The following is a 17,510-nucleotide window of genomic DNA, read 5'->3' on the forward strand; positions in this document are numbered from 1 at the left end:
GTATAACAAAGGGGGGCGAATCATCGCCCCCTTTTATATTAGTTTACCCTGCCCTCCTCATCCTTCGCCCCGCCACTGTCATGCCGGCGTTTACGGGCATTGGTATCTTTCCCCAACCGCCAGGATACAGCTATACCGAATCGGCGGCTATCAAATTCCCGCCGGCGAAAAGCCGTTACCTGCTGAATGCCCAGCGTTTGCTCGCGCAAGATCTTCGTCTTAAAAATATCATCGGCTTTCAACCGTATGCTCCCTTTTCCATCGAACAGCGTTTTCTGCAACCCGGCGCCGATAGCATAAATGGCATCATTCTGTGTTTGTCCCCACCCCTGCCTGCCCGGGAAAAAACCGGTGATTTCTCCCCGCCATCCTTTGCCCAACTGCCATTCACTGGAAACCTCTATTTCACGCACTGTGGTATGCCGGTCTATTTTTATCTCTCCCGCTCCGCCCTGCTGATGTACCCAGAACAGTAACAGGTTGCCCCGCACTGTCCACCAGCGTGCCGGCTGTGCCATACCATACAGCACCAGGGTATAGGAGTCACTGTTCACCAGGTTCATAGGCCTGGTGATGAAGATGCCGTCCGTTGCCTGCGTCACCCCATACGGCAACTGTTCGTCCCGGTTATAACCCGCTGTAACACTCAGAAACTCCCGGTAACTATAACGCAGGTCATAATAATGACTGAAGCCTGGCAGCAGATCGGGATTTCCTCCGGTGTAAGAATAGTTGTCGCGGTACAACAGGAAAGGATTCAACTGCTGGTAATTCGGCCGGCGGATACGTTTTCCGTAACTCAGCACCAGTGTGCTATTCCCGGTACTGTCCAGCTTATAAGATAGATAGAAGGAAGGAAAGAGGGTACTGTAATGCTTATAAAAAGCCGAACCTGCCACCAATGCATTACCCGGTTGCTGCCCTTTCAAGCGCACATCTTCCAGCCGGAGGCCGGCCTGCAGGCCCCAGCGTTTCCACTCCTTACGGGCATTCACATAGGCTGTACTGATCGTTTCAGTATACCGGAAATCATTTGTTTTCCGGTAATCGGGCACATTACTGCCATTGATTTGATCGTACCAGCGGGCTTCATTGTCCATACGCACATTGCTGATCTTGGCGCCGGCTTCTACCCGGGCATTGCCCTTGAATGGTAATACATAATCTGCTTTCAGGGAACGGATGCGCGTAGAAGCAGGCTGTACAAACAGCGATTTCCAGGATGAACTCACCTGCCCGTCCGGTAACCAGGTGTCATTCCGTAGGTATTGTTCACCATCAGCATAATATTGGATCAGGTCTGCATCTCCGCTCAATTGTTGCCCCATCGAGTCCAGCTTATGCTGAAAGTTCAGGTTAGCACCTATATTTCTCCAGGTATATGACCCGCCGGTATATCCAAGCGCTGTAGAATCCGGTTTGCCCGCTCCATCCACATGCCGGCCATGGAAGTCAAACTGTTCTTTCTTAAGCTGTGTACTGCCGGTAACCATAAAGCCCAGCGTAGTGTTGCGGGAAAGAAAATAATCTATACCCAGCCGTCCATTCCAGGTATTGACGGTACTACGGGAATAATTGTCGAGCAGCACAGCAGATTGAGGTGTGCCATCCGGCCTGAAATAATCCCGGCGGATCGTTTCTTCACTATAATTCTTGTCACGGCTATAAGCTACATAACCGAAGATATTGGATTTGCCCTTGCGGTAATTCCCATTGAAGCTGTTATTATACCGCGCATGCACGCCCTGGTTCATGCCTGCCTGAAGGTTGCCATGAAAGCCCTGTTGCTTGTTCTTTTTAAGCACAATATTGATAATGGCGCCTCCCGCGGCATCATAAGAGGCTGGCGGATTATGGATCAGCTCAATTTTATCTATTACACCGGCTGGCAGGGAACGCAGGTAAGCGGCTACATCACCGGCAGGTAAATACGTAGGCCGGTTGTCTAGGAGGATCACCACACCGCCACGCCCGTTCAGGCTGATCTGGTCATCCTGGCTGATCATCACACCCGGACTTCTGGCCAGCACTTCCAGCGCATTGCTGCCCGCTGCAGAGATCATGGCATCTACATGCACAATGGTCCTGTCCATTTTCTGTTCTATCACCGGTTTCCGGCCTTTCACCGTCACCACTTTGAGTGTACGCGTATCCTGGGCTGGCACCAGGTAGCTTAACAATACTATAGCAAGCAGTATAAGGGCTGTCTTCATGCTTCAGGGATTTTTAGCCAATTTCCGGCATGAACAGGGGCATGGAAAGTTTTGTTGACGGGCATGTCCAGGCCGGGGATGGATATAGGAAGATGGGTGATGATAAGGCCGTCACCTGGAATAGCCTGTTCATCACCCATGCAGGCTGCTTCACTTTTTCCTTTACACCTTACCCGAAAATTTGCAGACATTTACAGTATGCCATCCCCCCGCTATATACGGAAAGAGAATAAGGTACTGCTACACCTCCTGTTCTGCCTTATAGTGCTCGCCACCCTGTTCATGGCGGTTTACTTTTATACCAATGGCGAAGGAGATTTCAGGATCACCGTATATAGCTCCTTATTGTTCCTGCTTTGCATCTATACAGGAAGGTATGTATGCATGCAATGGTTCCGGCGCAACTCACTTGGCCTGCTTGCACTGCATACCGTAGTAGCTATAACCAGCCTGCTCACGGTCTGGTGGCTGGTCCATAAATACCTGCTGGGGCATCCTCATGTTGACTGGGTTGAACTGAGCGCCTCTATAGGTCCTTTTTTTATGATGGGACTCGTTATTGGTATGCTGTTAAAACTGATCAGCACTACCCTCCAAAAACAGGTACAGGAGGCCAGCATGGCTGCAGAGCAAAAGAAAACAGAGCTGCATCTCCTGCAATCCAGGCTCAGCCCTCATTTTCTTTTCAATACCCTCAACAACATGTACAGCATCTCCGTGGTACAGCAGGAGCGCATACCCGGACTGATACTCAAATTATCCGAACTGTTGCGCTACACCGTATACGACACACAGGCTTCTTCCTTACCACTGGCGCAGGAACTTGCCTATATTGAAACCTATATAGCCTTTGAAAAGATCCGTATTGGCGACCGGTTGCAACTGGAAGTGGAACTGGGTGCTTATTCGCCGGAAGTACATATTCCCCCTATGCTGCTGATCGTGTTTGTTGAAAATGCTTTCAAACATGCCAAAAATACCTTCAGTGACAAGATCTATATCCGCATCGCCCTCCGGCAAACAGATGAGGATATCCTTTTCACCGTAGTCAATTCTTTTGTGGAGGGACCACAGCCCCTGGCCGAATCCTCCGGTATTGGATTAAGCACCACCGATAAACGCCTGAAAATTTTGTATGGCAACGATTATAGCCTGCACCGGGAATGCCGGGATGGCCTTTATACGATACAACTACGACTGAACCTCAAAAAAACAACCTTATGATCCGCTGCCTGATCATAGATGATGAACCATTCGCCCGCAAGATCATACTGGAATATTGCAAATACCTGCCGCAATTGCAGGTGCTGGGCGAATGTTCCAATGCGCTGGAAGCACGTAAAACGTTACAGGAGCAGGCGGCAGACATTATTTTCCTGGATATTCACATGCCGGTCATGGACGGCTTTGGTTTTCTCAAAACACTCCCCCACCCGCCGCAGGTGATATTCACCACTGCCTATAAAGAATATGCAGCCAATGCATTTGATGTAAACGCCTGTGATTACCTGATAAAGCCCTTCACCCTGGAGCGCTTCATTATAGCCATAGATAAAGCAACGAAACAACTGGAACCAACCGTTGGCGCGGGAAACAGCCCGGTGCCCGACTATTTCTTTCTCAAAACCGACGGCCGCATTCACAAACTATTCTTTAATGAGGTACTATATGCGGAAGCCAATGGCAATTATACAAAGATTGTGACAACAGGCCAGCAGCTGATGCCCAAAATGCCCTTTTCCGACTATGAAGAACTGTTACCCGCAACGCAATTCGCCAGGGTACACCGGTCTTTTATCATTAACCTTTCAAAGATCCGGGTGATTGAAGGGAATACGGTACACCTGGACAAATACCAGATCCCCATCGGCAGTAATTACAGGGAATCACTGCTGAAAATACTGAAACTGACAACCTGATCAGCATAGTATAAATCTACTATTGCCCCCCTCCGCCGGTTGTCGCAAGTTTGTGTAATAAATAAAAGCCATGAAAATTACATTTTTTATTACACTGCTATTTACCTGCGTTACCATCAACGAAAAGGACAAACTCACCGGAAGGTGGGAAACCAAGCCTTCTCCCAAAGGAAATGTTACAGGCGTCATCTTTAAGGAAGACAACAGCTTTGAAGGATATATCAATAAAAAGCCTTTTACAAGCGGCGTTTATACCCTGGATAATGACACCTTCTCTTTTACAGACAATGGCTGTGATGGGAAAAAAGGCCTTTATAAGGTCATATTCTTTTCAAATGATGATTCACTCAGGCTGGTGCCTATAGTGGATAGCTGTATCCAAAGGAAAGAAGGAATGAGTAAACTGGTAATGGGAAGAGTAAAGCAGTAGTATGAGAAAAATAATCCTGTTGCTGGTCATCACAGCCGTATGCATTTCCCTTACCTCCCTGATCAATAATGAGCCCCGCACAAAAGCAGCACTTGGAAAATTGCTCTTCTTCGATCCCATTTTATCAGACGATCGTACCATCAGTTGTGCAAGTTGTCATATACCGGAAAAGGCATTTGCCGATACACTACCGGTAAGCCTGGGCGTACATAATAGAAAAGGTACAAGAAATACGCCCTCAGCTATGAATGTTGCCGGCCAGCGTTCCTTATTCTGGGATGGAAGAGCGGCCACCCTGGAAGCGCAGGCGCTTGCTCCTATAGAGAATCCTTCAGAGATGAACCTGCCCATTGAAGTGGCATTGGTGAGGCTGAAGAAAAATAAACGATACAGGCAGTATTTCCGGAGCCTGTACAACAGTGAGCCTTCACGCCATAGCCTGGCAGATGCTATGGCTGCTTTTGAGCGTACCCTCGAAACGAGCGACAGCCCCTTCGATAACTGGAAATTTACCGGTGACAGTAATGCTGTTAGTGCCGGGGTTAAAAGAGGGTTTGATATTTTCAATACAAAAGGAAAATGTGTGAAATGCCATTTCGGCGCTGACTTTACTACGCATGAATTCAGGAATATTGGCCTGTTCAATGGAAAACACCTGAACGATAGCGGCAGGGCCCTTATCACCGGAGCTATCGGCGATATAGGGAAATTTAAAACACCGGGATTAAGGAATATCGGTATCACTGCTCCCTACATGCACAATGGCCTGTTCAGCACTTTACAGGAAGTGATTGAGTTTTATAATGATCCGGAGAAAATAATGCCAGGGGCCATCAACAGGGATACCCTGCTCAACGAACCGATGCATTTAACCAGGCAGGAGAAAGAAGACCTGGAAGCATTCCTCCTTTCACTGACCGATAAGCAATTTACTGCCGCAAAAAAGAACTAATACCAGCTTCCCAACAGCATCCATTACAAGCAATCACTGCTGAAAATACTGAAACCGGCAACCTAACCAGCACCGCTCTACGTGAAAAACACGCAAAAAATATCTGTAAAAAACTGGTTGTCATGCCGGCAGGTGAAACGTTGATATAAGTCATGCCCCCGGATGCCCGACAGGGGTTGACAATCCCTCCCGCTTGTTCTATATTTAACCTATCCAATATCCAAGCCCCCAGGCGATGAAAAAGTTTTACCTTATCCTATTGCTGGCCTTCACGACCAGCTCCTATGCACAAATGTCTTTGCTAAAGAAATACCAGGCAGCAGACAGTTTGCTGCAGATCAACAAGCTCACCGAAGCTTGCAAGATCCTCAAAGACATAGAACCAATTTGTGACAAGACAGACACCCTGTACCTCTATATTATTTGGAGCTATGTAAGCATCACCTCCAAACTGGAAATGCAATACCGGTTAAAAGAGCGATTTGACAGCTCCCTGTATTACGGACAGGAAGCCCTGAAGTTTATAGATAAGTGTAAACCCTATTTTGACTCCTCCTTTGCCGCCAGACAATACTGGATGTACAAAAATGTAGTGGTATCCTCCTTTGGCCTGGGTAAGCCGGATAATGCCCGCAAATACCAGGACCTGCTCTATAAAGCCTATAAAGACAACCAGCTACCCGAAGGCATCAACCAGTATTATAACTTCTCCTTTTTCAAATGGGAAGGCAAAAATGTATGGGGCTATGAATGGTATCCGGAGCCGGGCGATCCGGAAACAGCAGGCAGCTTTTCAAAGATCGTTTATTACGTATATAGCACCAATACCGATGGCACCGACAAAGACCATCTCTACCGGCTGCACGTATTGAAGTCTCCTAAAATGAACGCGTCCGCAAAGTTTGATTATGTATTGACCAAATGCCTGGAGAAAGCCAGCAATGAAGTGAGCGGTACTTTTTATAGCTATACCTATAATAGAAAGATTGACTACCTTAAGCTCCGGAACGATATAAAGGAAGTCCTCAAAGGCAATTATTATCCCGGCACAACCGCTGCAGTGATCAAAAAGAATTAAACCACCTGCACCTACCAGGCAACAAAAGCTATCATTAAAAAATTTGACGCCGATTGTAAGGATTTGTTCCTTTACCGGGACTAATAGATGAAACCATCATCCTTTTGACCCTGCAGGAACAGCAATACATTTTCGATCAGTGGCTGCATCAGCACAAAGCGCTCTTCTTTAAGATAGTGCGCACCTATGCCTTTACCCCTATGGACCGGGATGACCTATTCCAGGAGATCACCCTCCAGGTGTGGCATTCCATACCCTCGTTCAAAAATGAAGCGGCTGTGTCCACCTGGCTATACCGCATTGCCTTCAATACAGCCATCAAGTGGTCGCAAAAAGAGCAAAAACACCACACGGCACGCGCTCCCCTTGACAGCGTGGAGCATATTTTACAGGACAATCACCTGCCCATGGACGAGCGGTTGACCTGGCTCTATGAAGAGATCTCAAAACTCAATGAAGTAGACCGCTCTATCACCTTGTTATTGTTAGAGGGCCTGAGCTACAGAGAGATGGCCCTCATCCTGGGTATCACGGAGTCCAATATCGGGGTAAAGATCAACCGGATTAAAAAACACCTGGCTGGTAAATCTAAAAAAACTGAACCATATGGACTTTGAAGAATTGCAAAAAGTATGGGTGGCAGATAGCCAGGAGGCTGTTTATGTCATCAACGAGAAAGCCTTACACAACCGGATCACCTCGAAAAAGAATACGGCACTGCATATTACCAATGTAAGTGAGTTGCTGCTCATCATAGGGAATGTCAGCGCCGGCATTTTTGTGGCTGGCGTAAGCTATTGGAACAACAACCGCAATATTTTTATGTACATCATGGCAGCCTGGATGCTCCTGACAGCCGGGTATGTTTTGGTAAACCGCATCCGCCGGCTAAACAGGCAACCCAGGTTTGACCGCTCTATGCAGGAAGAGCTTCAACACGCGCTGGCTACTGCCACGTACCAGGTACGGCTATCGCACCTCATGCGGCTGAACGTTTTACCCATTGGAATACTGAGCGTGCTGGGGGTGTGGGATGGAGTCAAAACGATTTGGTTCGCTGCGGGTATATTGCTTTTTTTTTGCATAGTGTATTATCTCTCAGGATGGGAACACAATATCTATAAACGCAAAAAACGGGAACTGGAAATACTACAAAATAAATTAATGAAAGAGTAAATATTCCCGGAACAAATACAAACCGTCCCTTTTTACGTATATAGTGTCAAAGGACTCTGATGATGAACAAGGTAGCATTGTTCATGTATCTTTGCGTGTACCTATTTATCCCTTTGACAGCACAAGACATGAACCCAACCAACTTAACCTACCTCGCCCTGGGCGATTCTTATACCATTGGGGAAGGTGTTCCCGAACACGAAAACTTCCCCCTCCAGGCCACCCAATTACTGAATCAGGCAGGTTATCCATTCGGCAAGCCTACCATCGTAGCCAAAACCGGCTGGACAACAGATGAGCTGCAGCAGGCCATTGCCGCTGCCAGCCTGGATAGCAACTATGGTATCGTGTCCTTACTGATCGGGGTTAATAACCAATACCGCGGCAGGAACCATACCGAATATGCCGCCCAGTTTGAAGAGCTGCTGCAACAGGCCATCGCCTTTGCCGGCCACAAGCCGCAACATGTATTCGTATTGTCCATCCCCGACTGGGGCGCTACGCCTTTTGCCGAAGGCAGGGACCGGGCACAGATCGCCCGGGAAATAGACCAGTTCAATGCGACGAATAAGGCCATTACCGAAAAATACCTGGTACACTATATTGACATTACGCCCGGCACCCGGGAAGCCGCCTCCGACACTTCCCTCGTCACTACCGACCATTTGCACCCTTCCGGCAAAGAATATAGTCGCTGGGCAGCTAAACTGGCCGAAGCGGTAAAAGAGGAAATGAAGTAGCTTTGCGCCCATCATTCACTCTGTCCTTGCATGGAAACGCAACAAGCTCAAGCCCCCGTTCTGAAATTAAGCTGGAGAGAAAAATTTGCCGGCCTGCTCGTATTACTCATTGGCATTGTCTACCTGCTGTGGCAGATGACCGACTTTATATCGTCTAAATCCGGCGCCTATGCCGTGAAGGAGGGCGCCCTCCAGGTAAGTACCAGTGAATTGTTCAACCATATACGGTCAATCATTTCCATTCTGCTCGCTTTTATAGGCGGCTGGTTGTTGCTGAAAGGCAAAAGAGCCGGCTGGGTGATTGGTATATCACTGCTCTTCCTGCTCAACGTCATCGCTGCAGGCATTATGATTGCCAGCTATGCAGCAGTAGATAACCTGAACAAGATGGTGGGTGGCGCGTTGGTATTGCCCCTGCTGCTGGCACTGATCTTTTTACTGCTGCCATCGGCCCGGTTAAAATACAAGGTCGGCCGGAACACCCTTGTTACGACCGTGGCCTTGATAGTATTACTGATAGGACTGTATTTCTTCTTACAGTAGATCGCCTTCATCCACCTGGTAGCGTTCCTTGATCTTGCGCATCACCTCATCCATCGAGGAGCGGTGATCTTTGGGATTCCACTCTCCCCGCTCCCATTTGTCCAGCTCCTCATCAATATGCTTTTGCTGCAGGGCTGTCAGCTTATCGGTCAGTTGATCCGACATTTCCTTTTGCTTGCGGTAAAAGGCTTTCTTCTTCTCCGATGTCAGTTCCTTGTCCTTACGCATCTCATTTTCCGAAGCGGCCATCAGCGTCAGTTCTTCTTTGGCCAGGGCAATATCATAAGGGCCTACCGGCATAATGAGCTTGGATAAAATAGGGCCTACTTCTATCAGGATGATCAGCAGCGATAACAATAAACTGGTCCAGAATACGCTGCTTTCTTCGCCGGCCAGGTCGGTCAGCGCCTTATTGCGTTCCAGGAAGCCCACATTGGCTTTGGCTGAGGCTTCATATTGTTTACGCTTTTCTTCCAGGGAAGCCTTGGCCCCGGCAAGAATGCTGTCCTGCTTTCCGATATCCGCCTGTAATTGCAACAGCTCCGGACCATGTTGCTGGCGGGCATTGCCAAAAGCGTCCATTTTCAGCCTGGTCAGTTGTTCTATCCCCCTTCGTCCCGACCCGCCGGTACCATCTGCTTCCTGCACATACGACAGTTGCAGGCGGTGCAGGGTATCTTCAAGAGACAGCTTCCTGTTCATCAGCCGGTTGCGCTCTGTTTCGGTAGTCTGCATCAGGGCGGTGTTCTCCGCCTGCAGCAGGCTGTCATTCAGTTGTATCTTCTTGTGGATATTCTCCACCACCTTGGTATCAATCTCTTTTTCGAAGATCTTCAGTTCCAGTGGCCGGGCAATCGTAACACCGATCAGCAGCGCCAGGGCAATACGCGGCACTGCCATCCAGAACTGTTTACGCCTGCTCACGCCATACTTGCGCATCGTGGATACCAGGAAACGGTCGAAGTTGAATATGATCAATCCCCAGATAATGGCAAAAAGGATGGTCCACCCAAAGCTGTTGAAAATACTGTAAATGGCATAGCCGGAAGAGATGGCCGCCAGTACAAAAGTGGCCAGGATCACGCCTCCCAGGCCACTGTATTTGCTATGTTCGGAAGGGAATTGCTTCAGCAGTTGCTGGTGGGCGCCGGCGCACCACCAGAGGAAATTATTGTCGGATCGTTTACCGCCTCCTCCCCCGCTAAAAGAGTCGTAGGCATACAGGTCATTATCCTGCACAGGTTCTTTGGCAGCCATAAGAATGCTTTAATGAATAAATTGTAATAATTGGAACGATAGCGGTTGAAGTGGGACCAGAATACAACGGCAAATAAACGGATAAATTGTAAATGAAATGTGAAAAATGAGACACTTAAAATGAGCAGGTTAACATTAGTCCTTGAATGGTTCATCCGAATCCCGGTATCCGCCAATGAAGGACAAGAGAATATAACCCAGGCCGGCCAGCGTGAAGACAATGGCCATGGCCCATATCAAAATGGGACGCACCAATATGCCGCCATAGGTATATACATAATAAATATAGAAGGAAGCAGCCAGCCCTAACAGTAAGAAAAAAGCGCCATACAGGTAGCCACTCCGGTTTTCTTTTTTAAACTCTCCGCCATTGGCGGCAAATAACTCTTCCAGCAACTGGGTGGCCTCTATATAATCCATGCCCCGGTAATCGGCCGTAAGGCTTTCCAGAATATGCTCCCGCTTGGAACCTGCTTTCACAGCATCCACTGCATACAGGAAATTGTCTTCACGTACTCCCTGGTCAAGATAACGGGCTTTAATAGCGTCAATATTTTTCATGGGTGGTTGGGGTATAATCAGGCATACAAAATATAATCAATTGCGCAAGATTCCAAGCCTTCTCACCCCTGATGCCTCATTGCCTTTATGCCTTGTTACCTCAATGCCTTCTTACCTTACTTCCACAACGCCGGCAAATCACTCATAATTGCCTTCGCCCCCATATAGCCCATCACCACTACGACGGCCCAGCCGGCCAGTTGCATCCATAATGGATGACGGTAATCTTTCATCAGTTTGCGGTTCATGGCAGCGATTAATATAATGGCCAGTCCCACGGGCAGGATCAGCCCATTTATCACACCGGCAGCAATCAGCAACTGTTTAGGTTTGCCGATCCATACAAAGATGATCGTGGAAAGAATAATAAATACAGAAATACACAAACGCTCATAACGCGCAAAAACAGGATGGAATGTTTTAAAGAAAGAGACCGAGGTATAGGCCGCCCCCACTACCGAGGAAATGGCGGCACTCCACAATACCACCCCAAAAATGCGGAAGCCGATCTCCCCTGCCGCATGCCTGAATACACTGGCCGGTGGATTATTGGCATCCAGCACCACGCCCTGTACCATCACACCCAATGCAGCCAGGAACAATACATACCGCATAATGCTGCTGATAACAATGCCACTCATGGCGCTGCGGTTTACCTGCGGTATATAGGCGGTGCCTTTAATACCCGCATCCAGCAGCCGGTGCGCGCCGGAAAAAGTAATATACCCGCCCACCGTACCGCCCACCAGTGCTACAATGGCTACCGTGCTGATCTTCTCCGGCATGATCGTCTGCCTCAAGGCTTCTCCCAACGGAGGATGCGCACTAAAGGCAATGAATAAAGTAAGCAGGATCTTGACCACGCCCAGCGTCTTTGTAAATCCGTCCAGCATCTTGCCGATCTCACTGAGCCAGAACAGTAACAACGCCACTACACAACTGATCACTGCCCCTTTTTCAAAAGACATCCCGGTGAGCACATTCATGCCCAACCCACAACCTGCTATATTACCAATATTAAAAGCAAAACCACCCATGATCACCAGTACAGCCAGGAAATAACCCAGTCCCGGCAACAAGCGGTTGGCCAGGTCCTGTGCCCGCAGCTCACTGATCGTTAAAATGCGCCAGGTATTCAGTTGCGCGCCGATGTCGAGCAGTACAGATACCAGAATCACAAAGCCCATCCCGGCCAGCAACTGCTGGGTGAATACCGTCGTTTGTGTTAGGAACCCCGGACCTATGGAGGAATTGGCCATCAGGAAAGCGGCCCCGAGGATGGCGCCGCCGCCGCCGAATACAACACGCTTATCAGGAGAAGGAGTACCGGATCTTTTAAATGGCTGTAATTTCAATACCGTGTCGTTTTAATGTATGTTTTATTCGTTGGGCAAAAGCCAGTGCATGCGCTCCGTCGCTATGGATACAAACTGTTTCGGCCTCAATAGGTATCGTTTTGCCACTGGTGGTAGTTACAGACTCCTTCCCTATCATCTGCAACACCTGCTTAATACAAGCATCTTCTTCTTCAATGAGGGCATTGGCTTCCGAACGTGGTGTAAGACTGCCATCATCACGGTAAGTCCTGTCGGCAAATACCTCACTGTAGGTAGCCAGTTTTACAGATTGCGCCCTTTTGATCAACTCACTGCCCGAAAGGCCATACAGGAGGAGGTTTTTGTCTAAATTTTTTACAGCCAGGCAAATGGTGGTGGCCAATGCGGGATCTGCCGCGGCCATATTATATAAAGCGCCATGGGGCTTCACATGATGCAGGTCTGCATTGTATAATTTCAGGAAAGCCTGCAAAGCGCCTACCTGGTAGGTTACCAGGTCGTACACCATTTCAGGCGACAGATGCATATGGCTGCGGCCAAAATTATCCCGGTCCATAAAAGAAGGGTGTGCGCCAATGGCTATACCTGCCTCCAGCGCCGCTTCTACCAACTCATGCATGGTGTGCGGATCACCCGCATGGAACCCGCAGGCTATATTAATGGAACTGACGTACGGAAATAAAGCAAGGTCTTTTGTTATATCATAAGGCCAGAGATGGGTGCTTTCCCCCATATCACAGTTAATATCAATTTCTAACATACTAATTGGTTCAGGTGATCGTGACAGGCCCGCTGAATAATACTCAGCTCATGCTCCTGTGAAAATAACAATTGCTCCGCAGTTGGCATGTCCACCATACTGAAATGAATGCTGTCGCTGGGCCTTAACTGCGCCAGTTTGGGCAGTTGGGAAGAGATGACATGGCCGATGCGGGGGTAACCGCCCGTCGTCTGGTGATCGGCCATCAGCAGGATCAGTTGTCCATCCGGCAACAACTGTATCGTACCAAAACTCACACCGGTAGAGACCAGCTCAGCAGGATGTTGCTGTTGTAAGGCCACCCCGCGCAACTGGTAGCCCATGCGATCGGAAAAGGGATGGATAATAAAATTATTGTCCAGCATTTCACGCTGGGAAGTATGGGTTAACTGGGTCCATTCATTGCCAATGGTAAATAATATCTCATGGGGCAGTTGATACGTTTTGCCGGTATCCACCCGCCAGTTCAGGGGCTGGTATTCCCGGCTTTCTTTCAGCAGCCCGGCAAAATAAATACTGTTCTCCTTAAAAGGCACTTCATCGCCTTTTTCCAGCCTGCGCCCCTGGTAACCGCCGGCGCCGGCCTTCAGGTTGGTGCTGTAGCTGTTCAGCCAACGGGGCACGCAAAAACCACCATGAACAGCCAGGTAACAACGGCTGCCATACTGCCATTTGGGAAAATGCAGGAGGGTATTCCTGCGCACCACAATCGGCCGCCAGGTACTCACCGGCTCATTATCATTCAGCGTAGGCGTAAAATCGGCCCCGGTAATGCTGATCAGGGCATTCTGTTCAAACAACAACTGGGCGCCGGGAAAATGGATCTCCATCACGGCTTCCCCTGGCTCATTGCCTACCAGCATATTGGCTACGCGGGCGGCGTAACTGTCCATAACTCCCCCGGGATTGATACCCCAGCTACTGTAACCATACCGGCCCATATCCTGGATGGTATCCAGCAGTCCGGGTTTGATAATTGATAATGACATAGACTGCGTCGGGTTTATAGTTCATAAAACTCCACTTCGTCACCAGCCTTTAAGAGTACGGGATTTTTAGACTGAGCGTTGAACAATTGCAGCGGTGTACGGCCGATAATATTCCATCCTCCCGGGCAGGCAAAGGGGTAAATGCCTGTTTGTGAGCCTGCTATGCCCACACTGCCTGGCGCTACCATCACTGGTTTTTCTTTGCGGGGCAGGGCTATCAGTTCATCTACTTCGGCCAAATAGGAAAATCCCGGCAGGAAACCGATCATATACACCCGGTACACCCTGGCAGTATGCAGCCGCACCACTTCTTCCGGGGTCAGTTGCTTTTGCCGGGCCAGGGACTCCAGGTCCCCGCCGTTTTCTGCGCCATAATAAACAGGGATACGGTGTTTTACCGGGGTGCTGGTTGCCGAAGCGGCTGATTGGCGGTAAGCAACAGCCACCCTTTCCCGCACCCATTCAAATACCGTACGGGGAGGCCGGTAATGGCTTTTAATGAGTACAGGATCATACAAAATGGTAAGTGAGGAATAAGCGGTGATAATGTCTTTCAGGCCTTCGAAGCTATTTTGTTGCAGCCAGTCCTGCATAGCCAGCACCTTTCCGTTCAGCGTTTCGCTGAGCCGGTTACCGAGGTCAATGGTAACGGCCCCATCTCCCATGGGGTATATGTCGGGTAATTGATTCACGAGCAGGCGGCAGGATCAGCCATCGGCTAAAGATATTGATTCTTACCATAAAACCTGACAGGTTTATTCAGCCTGCGGTATTAAGTGCCGCCAGCCGGCAAAACCTGTCAGGTTTTACCCATCAGGTTAAATCTTGTTTAACATTCGTCATTGCCACTGATTTTCTTTATTTTATACAGGTCGTGGCTGGCATCAATTTGTTGATTTCATGCTTATACACTAAACTTGCACGCCAACAGGCCTATTTTAAACCGTTCAAACAACGTATGGCGAAGAATTTATTGATCGTAGAGTCCCCTGCAAAAGCGAAGACTATCGAGAAGATCCTGGGCAAAGATTTCGAGGTGAAAAGTTGCTATGGTCATATCCGTGATCTGGAAAAAGATGAGATGGGTATTGATGTAAAGAACAATTATCAACCCCGTTATATAGTACCGGAAGAGAAGGAAAGAGTGGTAAAGGAATTAAGAACGCTGGCCAAAAAATCTGAAGAAGTGTGGCTGGCAACGGATGAGGACCGCGAAGGAGAAGCCATTAGCTGGCATTTATGCGAGGTACTGGGATTAGACCCCTCTACTACCAAACGCATTGTTTTTCATGAAATTACAAAGCCCGCCATCATTAAAGCGGTCGATTCTCCCCGCACGGTGGACATGAACCTGGTGAATGCCCAGCAGGCCCGCCGGATACTGGACCGCATTGTGGGTTTTGAACTGAGCCCTGTGCTCTGGCGCAAAATGAGCATGAAGAACAACCTCAGCGCCGGCCGGGTGCAGAGTGTGGCTGTTCGCCTCATTGCCGAGCGGGAAAGGGAGATCAACGCCTTCGTAGCTGTCAGCTCCTTTAAAATAGAAGCCCTGTTCACCGCCAAAGATACCACCGGCAAACAGGTGACCTTCGGCGCAGAAGGCAAAAAATTCAACCAGGCCGAAGACGCTGAAAAGTTCCTGCAAAGCTGTATTGGCGCCAATTATACCGTAACGGATATCCAGGTAAAACCGGGCAAGAAGTCCCCTTCTGCTCCTTTTACCACTTCTACCCTGCAGCAGGAAGCCTCCCGCAAATTCGGTTATTCTGTGAGCCGCACCATGCTGCTGGCGCAAAAGCTGTATGAAAGCGGTTATATATCTTATATGCGTACCGACAGTGTGAACCTGAGCGATACAGCCATGGATGGTATCCGCAACCAGGTCACCAATCAGTATGGCGATCGCTACTACCAGCCACGCAAGTATAAGAACAAGAACGAATCGGCACAGGAAGCGCATGAGGCTATCCGTCCTACCTACATGGAGAATGCCACCGTAGATGATCCGGATACCAAAAGGCTGTATGAGCTCATCTGGAAGCGTACCATGGCCAGCCAGATGGCAGATGCCGAACTGGAAAAGACCATTGCCAAAATACAGGTATCCACCAATAAAGAAGAACTAACGGCCAGCGGCGAGGTGCTCAAATTTGAAGGGTTCCTGAAAGTATACCGCGAAGACCGGGATGATGAAGACATTACCGAAGATGAGCAGGCAGAAGGGATGCTGCCACCACTCAGCGTGCAGCAACAATTGCCATTGCGGGAAATGAAAGCCATTGAACGCTTCAGCAGGCCCCTGCCCCGCTATACGGAAGCTTCCCTGGTAAAGAAACTGGAAGAGCTGGGTATTGGCCGGCCTTCTACTTACGCACCTACCATCTCTACCATCCAGAAAAGAGGCTACGTAGAGAAAAGGGATAAAGAAGGCATACGCCGCGATTTCCGCGTATTCCGCCTGGCCGATAACGCCATCACCAAGATCACAGAACAGGAAAATACCGGCGCCGAAAAGTCGAAACTGTTCCCCACCGATCTCGGACTGGTGGTGACAGACTTCCTGAAGCAGTATTTTGATGATATCATGGATTACGGTTTCACTGCCCGCGTAGAAGAGGAATTTGACGAGGTGGCTGCAGGCAAGATCAAGTGGAACACGATGATCGATGATTTTTATATCCCCTTCAAAAAGGATGTAGAGAATACCATTGAGAATGCCGAACGCATCAAGGGCGAACGTGAGCTGGGTGTAGACGCAGAAAGCGGCAAAAAGATAGTAGCCCGTATGGGACGTTATGGCCCCATGGTGCAGATAGGCGATGTGAATGATGAGGAGAAACCCCGTTTTGCCGCCCTGAAGAAAGAGCAGAGCATAGAGACCATCACCCTGGATGAAGCGCTGCAACTGTTCCAGCTCCCCCGCACACTGGGCGAGTACGATGGGCAGGAAGTGGCGGTAAACATAGGCCGGTTTGGCCCCTATGTAAAGCTGGGTGAGCAATTCATTTCCATTCCCCGCGGTGAAGACCCGCTGGAAGTAACGCTGGACAGGGCCATAGCGCTCATCAACGAAAAGCAGAAGGCTGACGCTCCCATCAGCACGTATGAGAACAAGCCCGTTACCAAAGGTAAAGGCCGCTTTGGCCCCTTTATCAAGTGGAACGACATGTTTATCAATGTGCCCCGCCGTTATAACTTTGATGCGCTGAGCGCTTCGGACATCAAAGAGCTCATCGACGCCAAGGTAGCCAAGGAAGCCAACCGTTACATCCAGCACTGGCCCGAAGAAAAAATTGCTATTGAAAATGGCCGCTGGGGTCCCTTCATCCGTTTCGGCAAGAAAATGCTGAAGCTGGGTAAGAAAGCAGACGATACCAAATACACCGCAGAAGATATGGCAACAGTAAGCCTGGACGAAGTGAAAAAGATCATTGAGACCCAGGTACCTAATGCATTTGCCAAAAAGACCAAGGCTGCCCCGGCTAAGAAAGCGGCCGCTAAAAAAACAGCCACTAAAAAGGCTGCGCCGAAGAAGAAATAGGAAAACCGTTCCGG

Annotated in this window: 17 protein-coding genes; 10 read left to right on the forward strand and 7 right to left on the reverse strand. The window is 49.1% G+C overall.

Annotated features, from left to right (window positions below; all coding sequences use genetic code 11):
• Positions 1-38 precede the first annotated feature (38 nt).
• The gene (locus HB364_RS28165) at positions 39-2,213 is read right to left on the reverse strand and encodes an outer membrane beta-barrel protein (RefSeq protein ID WP_167291768.1); all 2,175 of its coding nucleotides are present in this window, start codon (positions 2,211-2,213) and stop codon (positions 39-41) included.
• Between the two features lie 198 nt (positions 2,214-2,411).
• Between HB364_RS28165 and HB364_RS28170 the strand changes: the two genes are divergently transcribed.
• The 9 genes from HB364_RS28170 to HB364_RS28210 all read left to right on the forward strand — a co-directional run bounded on the left by HB364_RS28170 (position 2,412) and on the right by HB364_RS28210 (position 9,051).
• Positions 2,412-3,437, forward strand: coding sequence for a sensor histidine kinase (locus HB364_RS28170; protein ID WP_167291769.1), 1,026 nt, complete (start codon positions 2,412-2,414; stop codon positions 3,435-3,437).
• Positions 3,434-4,132: a LytR/AlgR family response regulator transcription factor gene (locus tag HB364_RS28175; RefSeq protein WP_167291770.1), complete on the forward strand. Its 699-nt coding sequence runs from the start codon at positions 3,434-3,436 to the stop codon at positions 4,130-4,132. Before HB364_RS28170 ends, HB364_RS28175 begins: the two co-directional genes overlap by 4 nt.
• 70 nt (positions 4,133-4,202) lie before the next feature.
• On the forward strand, positions 4,203-4,562 hold the full coding sequence (locus HB364_RS28180) for a hypothetical protein (RefSeq protein ID WP_167291771.1): 360 nt from the start codon (positions 4,203-4,205) through the stop codon (positions 4,560-4,562).
• Position 4,563: 1 nt separating this feature from the next.
• Positions 4,564-5,514 carry a cytochrome-c peroxidase gene (locus HB364_RS28185; RefSeq protein ID WP_167291772.1) on the forward strand — a complete coding sequence of 317 codons (951 nt, stop codon included), beginning with the start codon at positions 4,564-4,566 and terminating at the stop codon, positions 5,512-5,514.
• A 235-nt stretch (positions 5,515-5,749) separates the two neighbouring features.
• On the forward strand, positions 5,750-6,592 hold the full coding sequence (locus HB364_RS28190) for a hypothetical protein (RefSeq protein WP_167291773.1): 843 nt from the start codon (positions 5,750-5,752) through the stop codon (positions 6,590-6,592).
• 104 nt (positions 6,593-6,696) lie between these two features.
• Positions 6,697-7,209 carry an RNA polymerase sigma factor gene (locus HB364_RS28195; protein WP_167291774.1) on the forward strand — a complete coding sequence of 171 codons (513 nt, stop codon included), beginning with the start codon at positions 6,697-6,699 and terminating at the stop codon, positions 7,207-7,209.
• Complete coding sequence (locus tag HB364_RS28200) at positions 7,199-7,768, forward strand: hypothetical protein (protein ID WP_167291775.1); 570 nt, start codon at positions 7,199-7,201, stop codon at positions 7,766-7,768. The genes HB364_RS28195 and HB364_RS28200 overlap by 11 nt, the downstream gene beginning before the upstream one ends.
• A gap of 128 nt (positions 7,769-7,896) precedes the next feature.
• The gene (locus tag HB364_RS28205) at positions 7,897-8,508 is read left to right on the forward strand and encodes an SGNH/GDSL hydrolase family protein (protein WP_167291776.1); all 612 of its coding nucleotides are present in this window, start codon (positions 7,897-7,899) and stop codon (positions 8,506-8,508) included.
• A 30-nt stretch (positions 8,509-8,538) separates the two neighbouring features.
• A complete protein-coding gene (locus HB364_RS28210) occupies positions 8,539-9,051 on the forward strand; it encodes a hypothetical protein (RefSeq protein WP_167291777.1) in 513 nt (170 codons plus the stop codon).
• Here the strand turns inward: HB364_RS28210 and HB364_RS28215 are convergent.
• The 6 genes from HB364_RS28215 to pxpB form a co-directional block, all read right to left on the reverse strand.
• Positions 9,043-10,308, reverse strand: coding sequence for a DUF4407 domain-containing protein (locus tag HB364_RS28215; RefSeq protein WP_167291778.1), 1,266 nt, complete (start codon positions 10,306-10,308; stop codon positions 9,043-9,045). The genes HB364_RS28210 and HB364_RS28215 overlap by 9 nt on opposite strands.
• 135 nt (positions 10,309-10,443) lie before the next feature.
• Positions 10,444-10,869, reverse strand: coding sequence for a hypothetical protein (locus HB364_RS28220; RefSeq protein WP_167291779.1), 426 nt, complete (start codon positions 10,867-10,869; stop codon positions 10,444-10,446).
• Positions 10,870-10,985: 116 nt separating this feature from the next.
• The gene (locus HB364_RS28225) at positions 10,986-12,224 is read right to left on the reverse strand and encodes an NRAMP family divalent metal transporter (protein ID WP_246228641.1); all 1,239 of its coding nucleotides are present in this window, start codon (positions 12,222-12,224) and stop codon (positions 10,986-10,988) included.
• Positions 12,205-12,966 carry a LamB/YcsF family protein gene (locus tag HB364_RS28230; protein ID WP_167291780.1) on the reverse strand — a complete coding sequence of 254 codons (762 nt, stop codon included), beginning with the start codon at positions 12,964-12,966 and terminating at the stop codon, positions 12,205-12,207. Before HB364_RS28230 ends, HB364_RS28225 begins: the two co-directional genes overlap by 20 nt.
• Positions 12,960-13,955, reverse strand: a complete 996-nt coding sequence (locus tag HB364_RS28235) for a 5-oxoprolinase subunit C family protein (protein ID WP_167291781.1) — start codon at positions 13,953-13,955, stop codon at positions 12,960-12,962. The genes HB364_RS28230 and HB364_RS28235 overlap by 7 nt, the downstream gene beginning before the upstream one ends.
• 14 nt (positions 13,956-13,969) lie before the next feature.
• On the reverse strand, positions 13,970-14,647 hold the full coding sequence (gene pxpB, locus HB364_RS28240; protein WP_208420124.1) for a 5-oxoprolinase subunit PxpB: 678 nt from the start codon (positions 14,645-14,647) through the stop codon (positions 13,970-13,972).
• A 266-nt stretch (positions 14,648-14,913) separates the two neighbouring features.
• Between pxpB and topA the strand changes: the two genes are divergently transcribed.
• Complete coding sequence (topA, locus tag HB364_RS28245; RefSeq protein ID WP_167291782.1) at positions 14,914-17,496, forward strand: type I DNA topoisomerase; 2,583 nt, start codon at positions 14,914-14,916, stop codon at positions 17,494-17,496.
• Positions 17,497-17,510: the final 14 nt, after the last annotated feature.

Source organism: Paraflavitalea devenefica, assembly GCF_011759375.1.
GTDB classification, from domain to species: domain Bacteria; phylum Bacteroidota; class Bacteroidia; order Chitinophagales; family Chitinophagaceae; genus Paraflavitalea; species Paraflavitalea devenefica.

Coding starts and splice junctions, on each gene's coding strand:
- HB364_RS28165 (WP_167291768.1), bottom strand. CDS start 2,213: ATGAAGACAGCCCTTATACTGCTTGCTATAGTATTGTTAAGCTACCTG.
- HB364_RS28170 (WP_167291769.1), top strand. CDS start 2,412: ATGCCATCCCCCCGCTATATACGGAAAGAGAATAAGGTACTGCTACAC.
- HB364_RS28175 (WP_167291770.1), top strand. CDS start 3,434: ATGATCCGCTGCCTGATCATAGATGATGAACCATTCGCCCGCAAGATC.
- HB364_RS28180 (WP_167291771.1), top strand. CDS start 4,203: ATGAAAATTACATTTTTTATTACACTGCTATTTACCTGCGTTACCATC.
- HB364_RS28185 (WP_167291772.1), top strand. CDS start 4,564: ATGAGAAAAATAATCCTGTTGCTGGTCATCACAGCCGTATGCATTTCC.
- HB364_RS28190 (WP_167291773.1), top strand. CDS start 5,750: ATGAAAAAGTTTTACCTTATCCTATTGCTGGCCTTCACGACCAGCTCC.
- HB364_RS28200 (WP_167291775.1), top strand. CDS start 7,199: ATGGACTTTGAAGAATTGCAAAAAGTATGGGTGGCAGATAGCCAGGAG.
- HB364_RS28205 (WP_167291776.1), top strand. CDS start 7,897: ATGAACCCAACCAACTTAACCTACCTCGCCCTGGGCGATTCTTATACC.
- HB364_RS28210 (WP_167291777.1), top strand. CDS start 8,539: ATGGAAACGCAACAAGCTCAAGCCCCCGTTCTGAAATTAAGCTGGAGA.
- HB364_RS28215 (WP_167291778.1), bottom strand. CDS start 10,308: ATGGCTGCCAAAGAACCTGTGCAGGATAATGACCTGTATGCCTACGAC.
- HB364_RS28220 (WP_167291779.1), bottom strand. CDS start 10,869: ATGAAAAATATTGACGCTATTAAAGCCCGTTATCTTGACCAGGGAGTA.
- HB364_RS28230 (WP_167291780.1), bottom strand. CDS start 12,966: ATGTTAGAAATTGATATTAACTGTGATATGGGGGAAAGCACCCATCTC.
- HB364_RS28235 (WP_167291781.1), bottom strand. CDS start 13,955: ATGTCATTATCAATTATCAAACCCGGACTGCTGGATACCATCCAGGAT.
- topA (WP_167291782.1), top strand. CDS start 14,914: ATGGCGAAGAATTTATTGATCGTAGAGTCCCCTGCAAAAGCGAAGACT.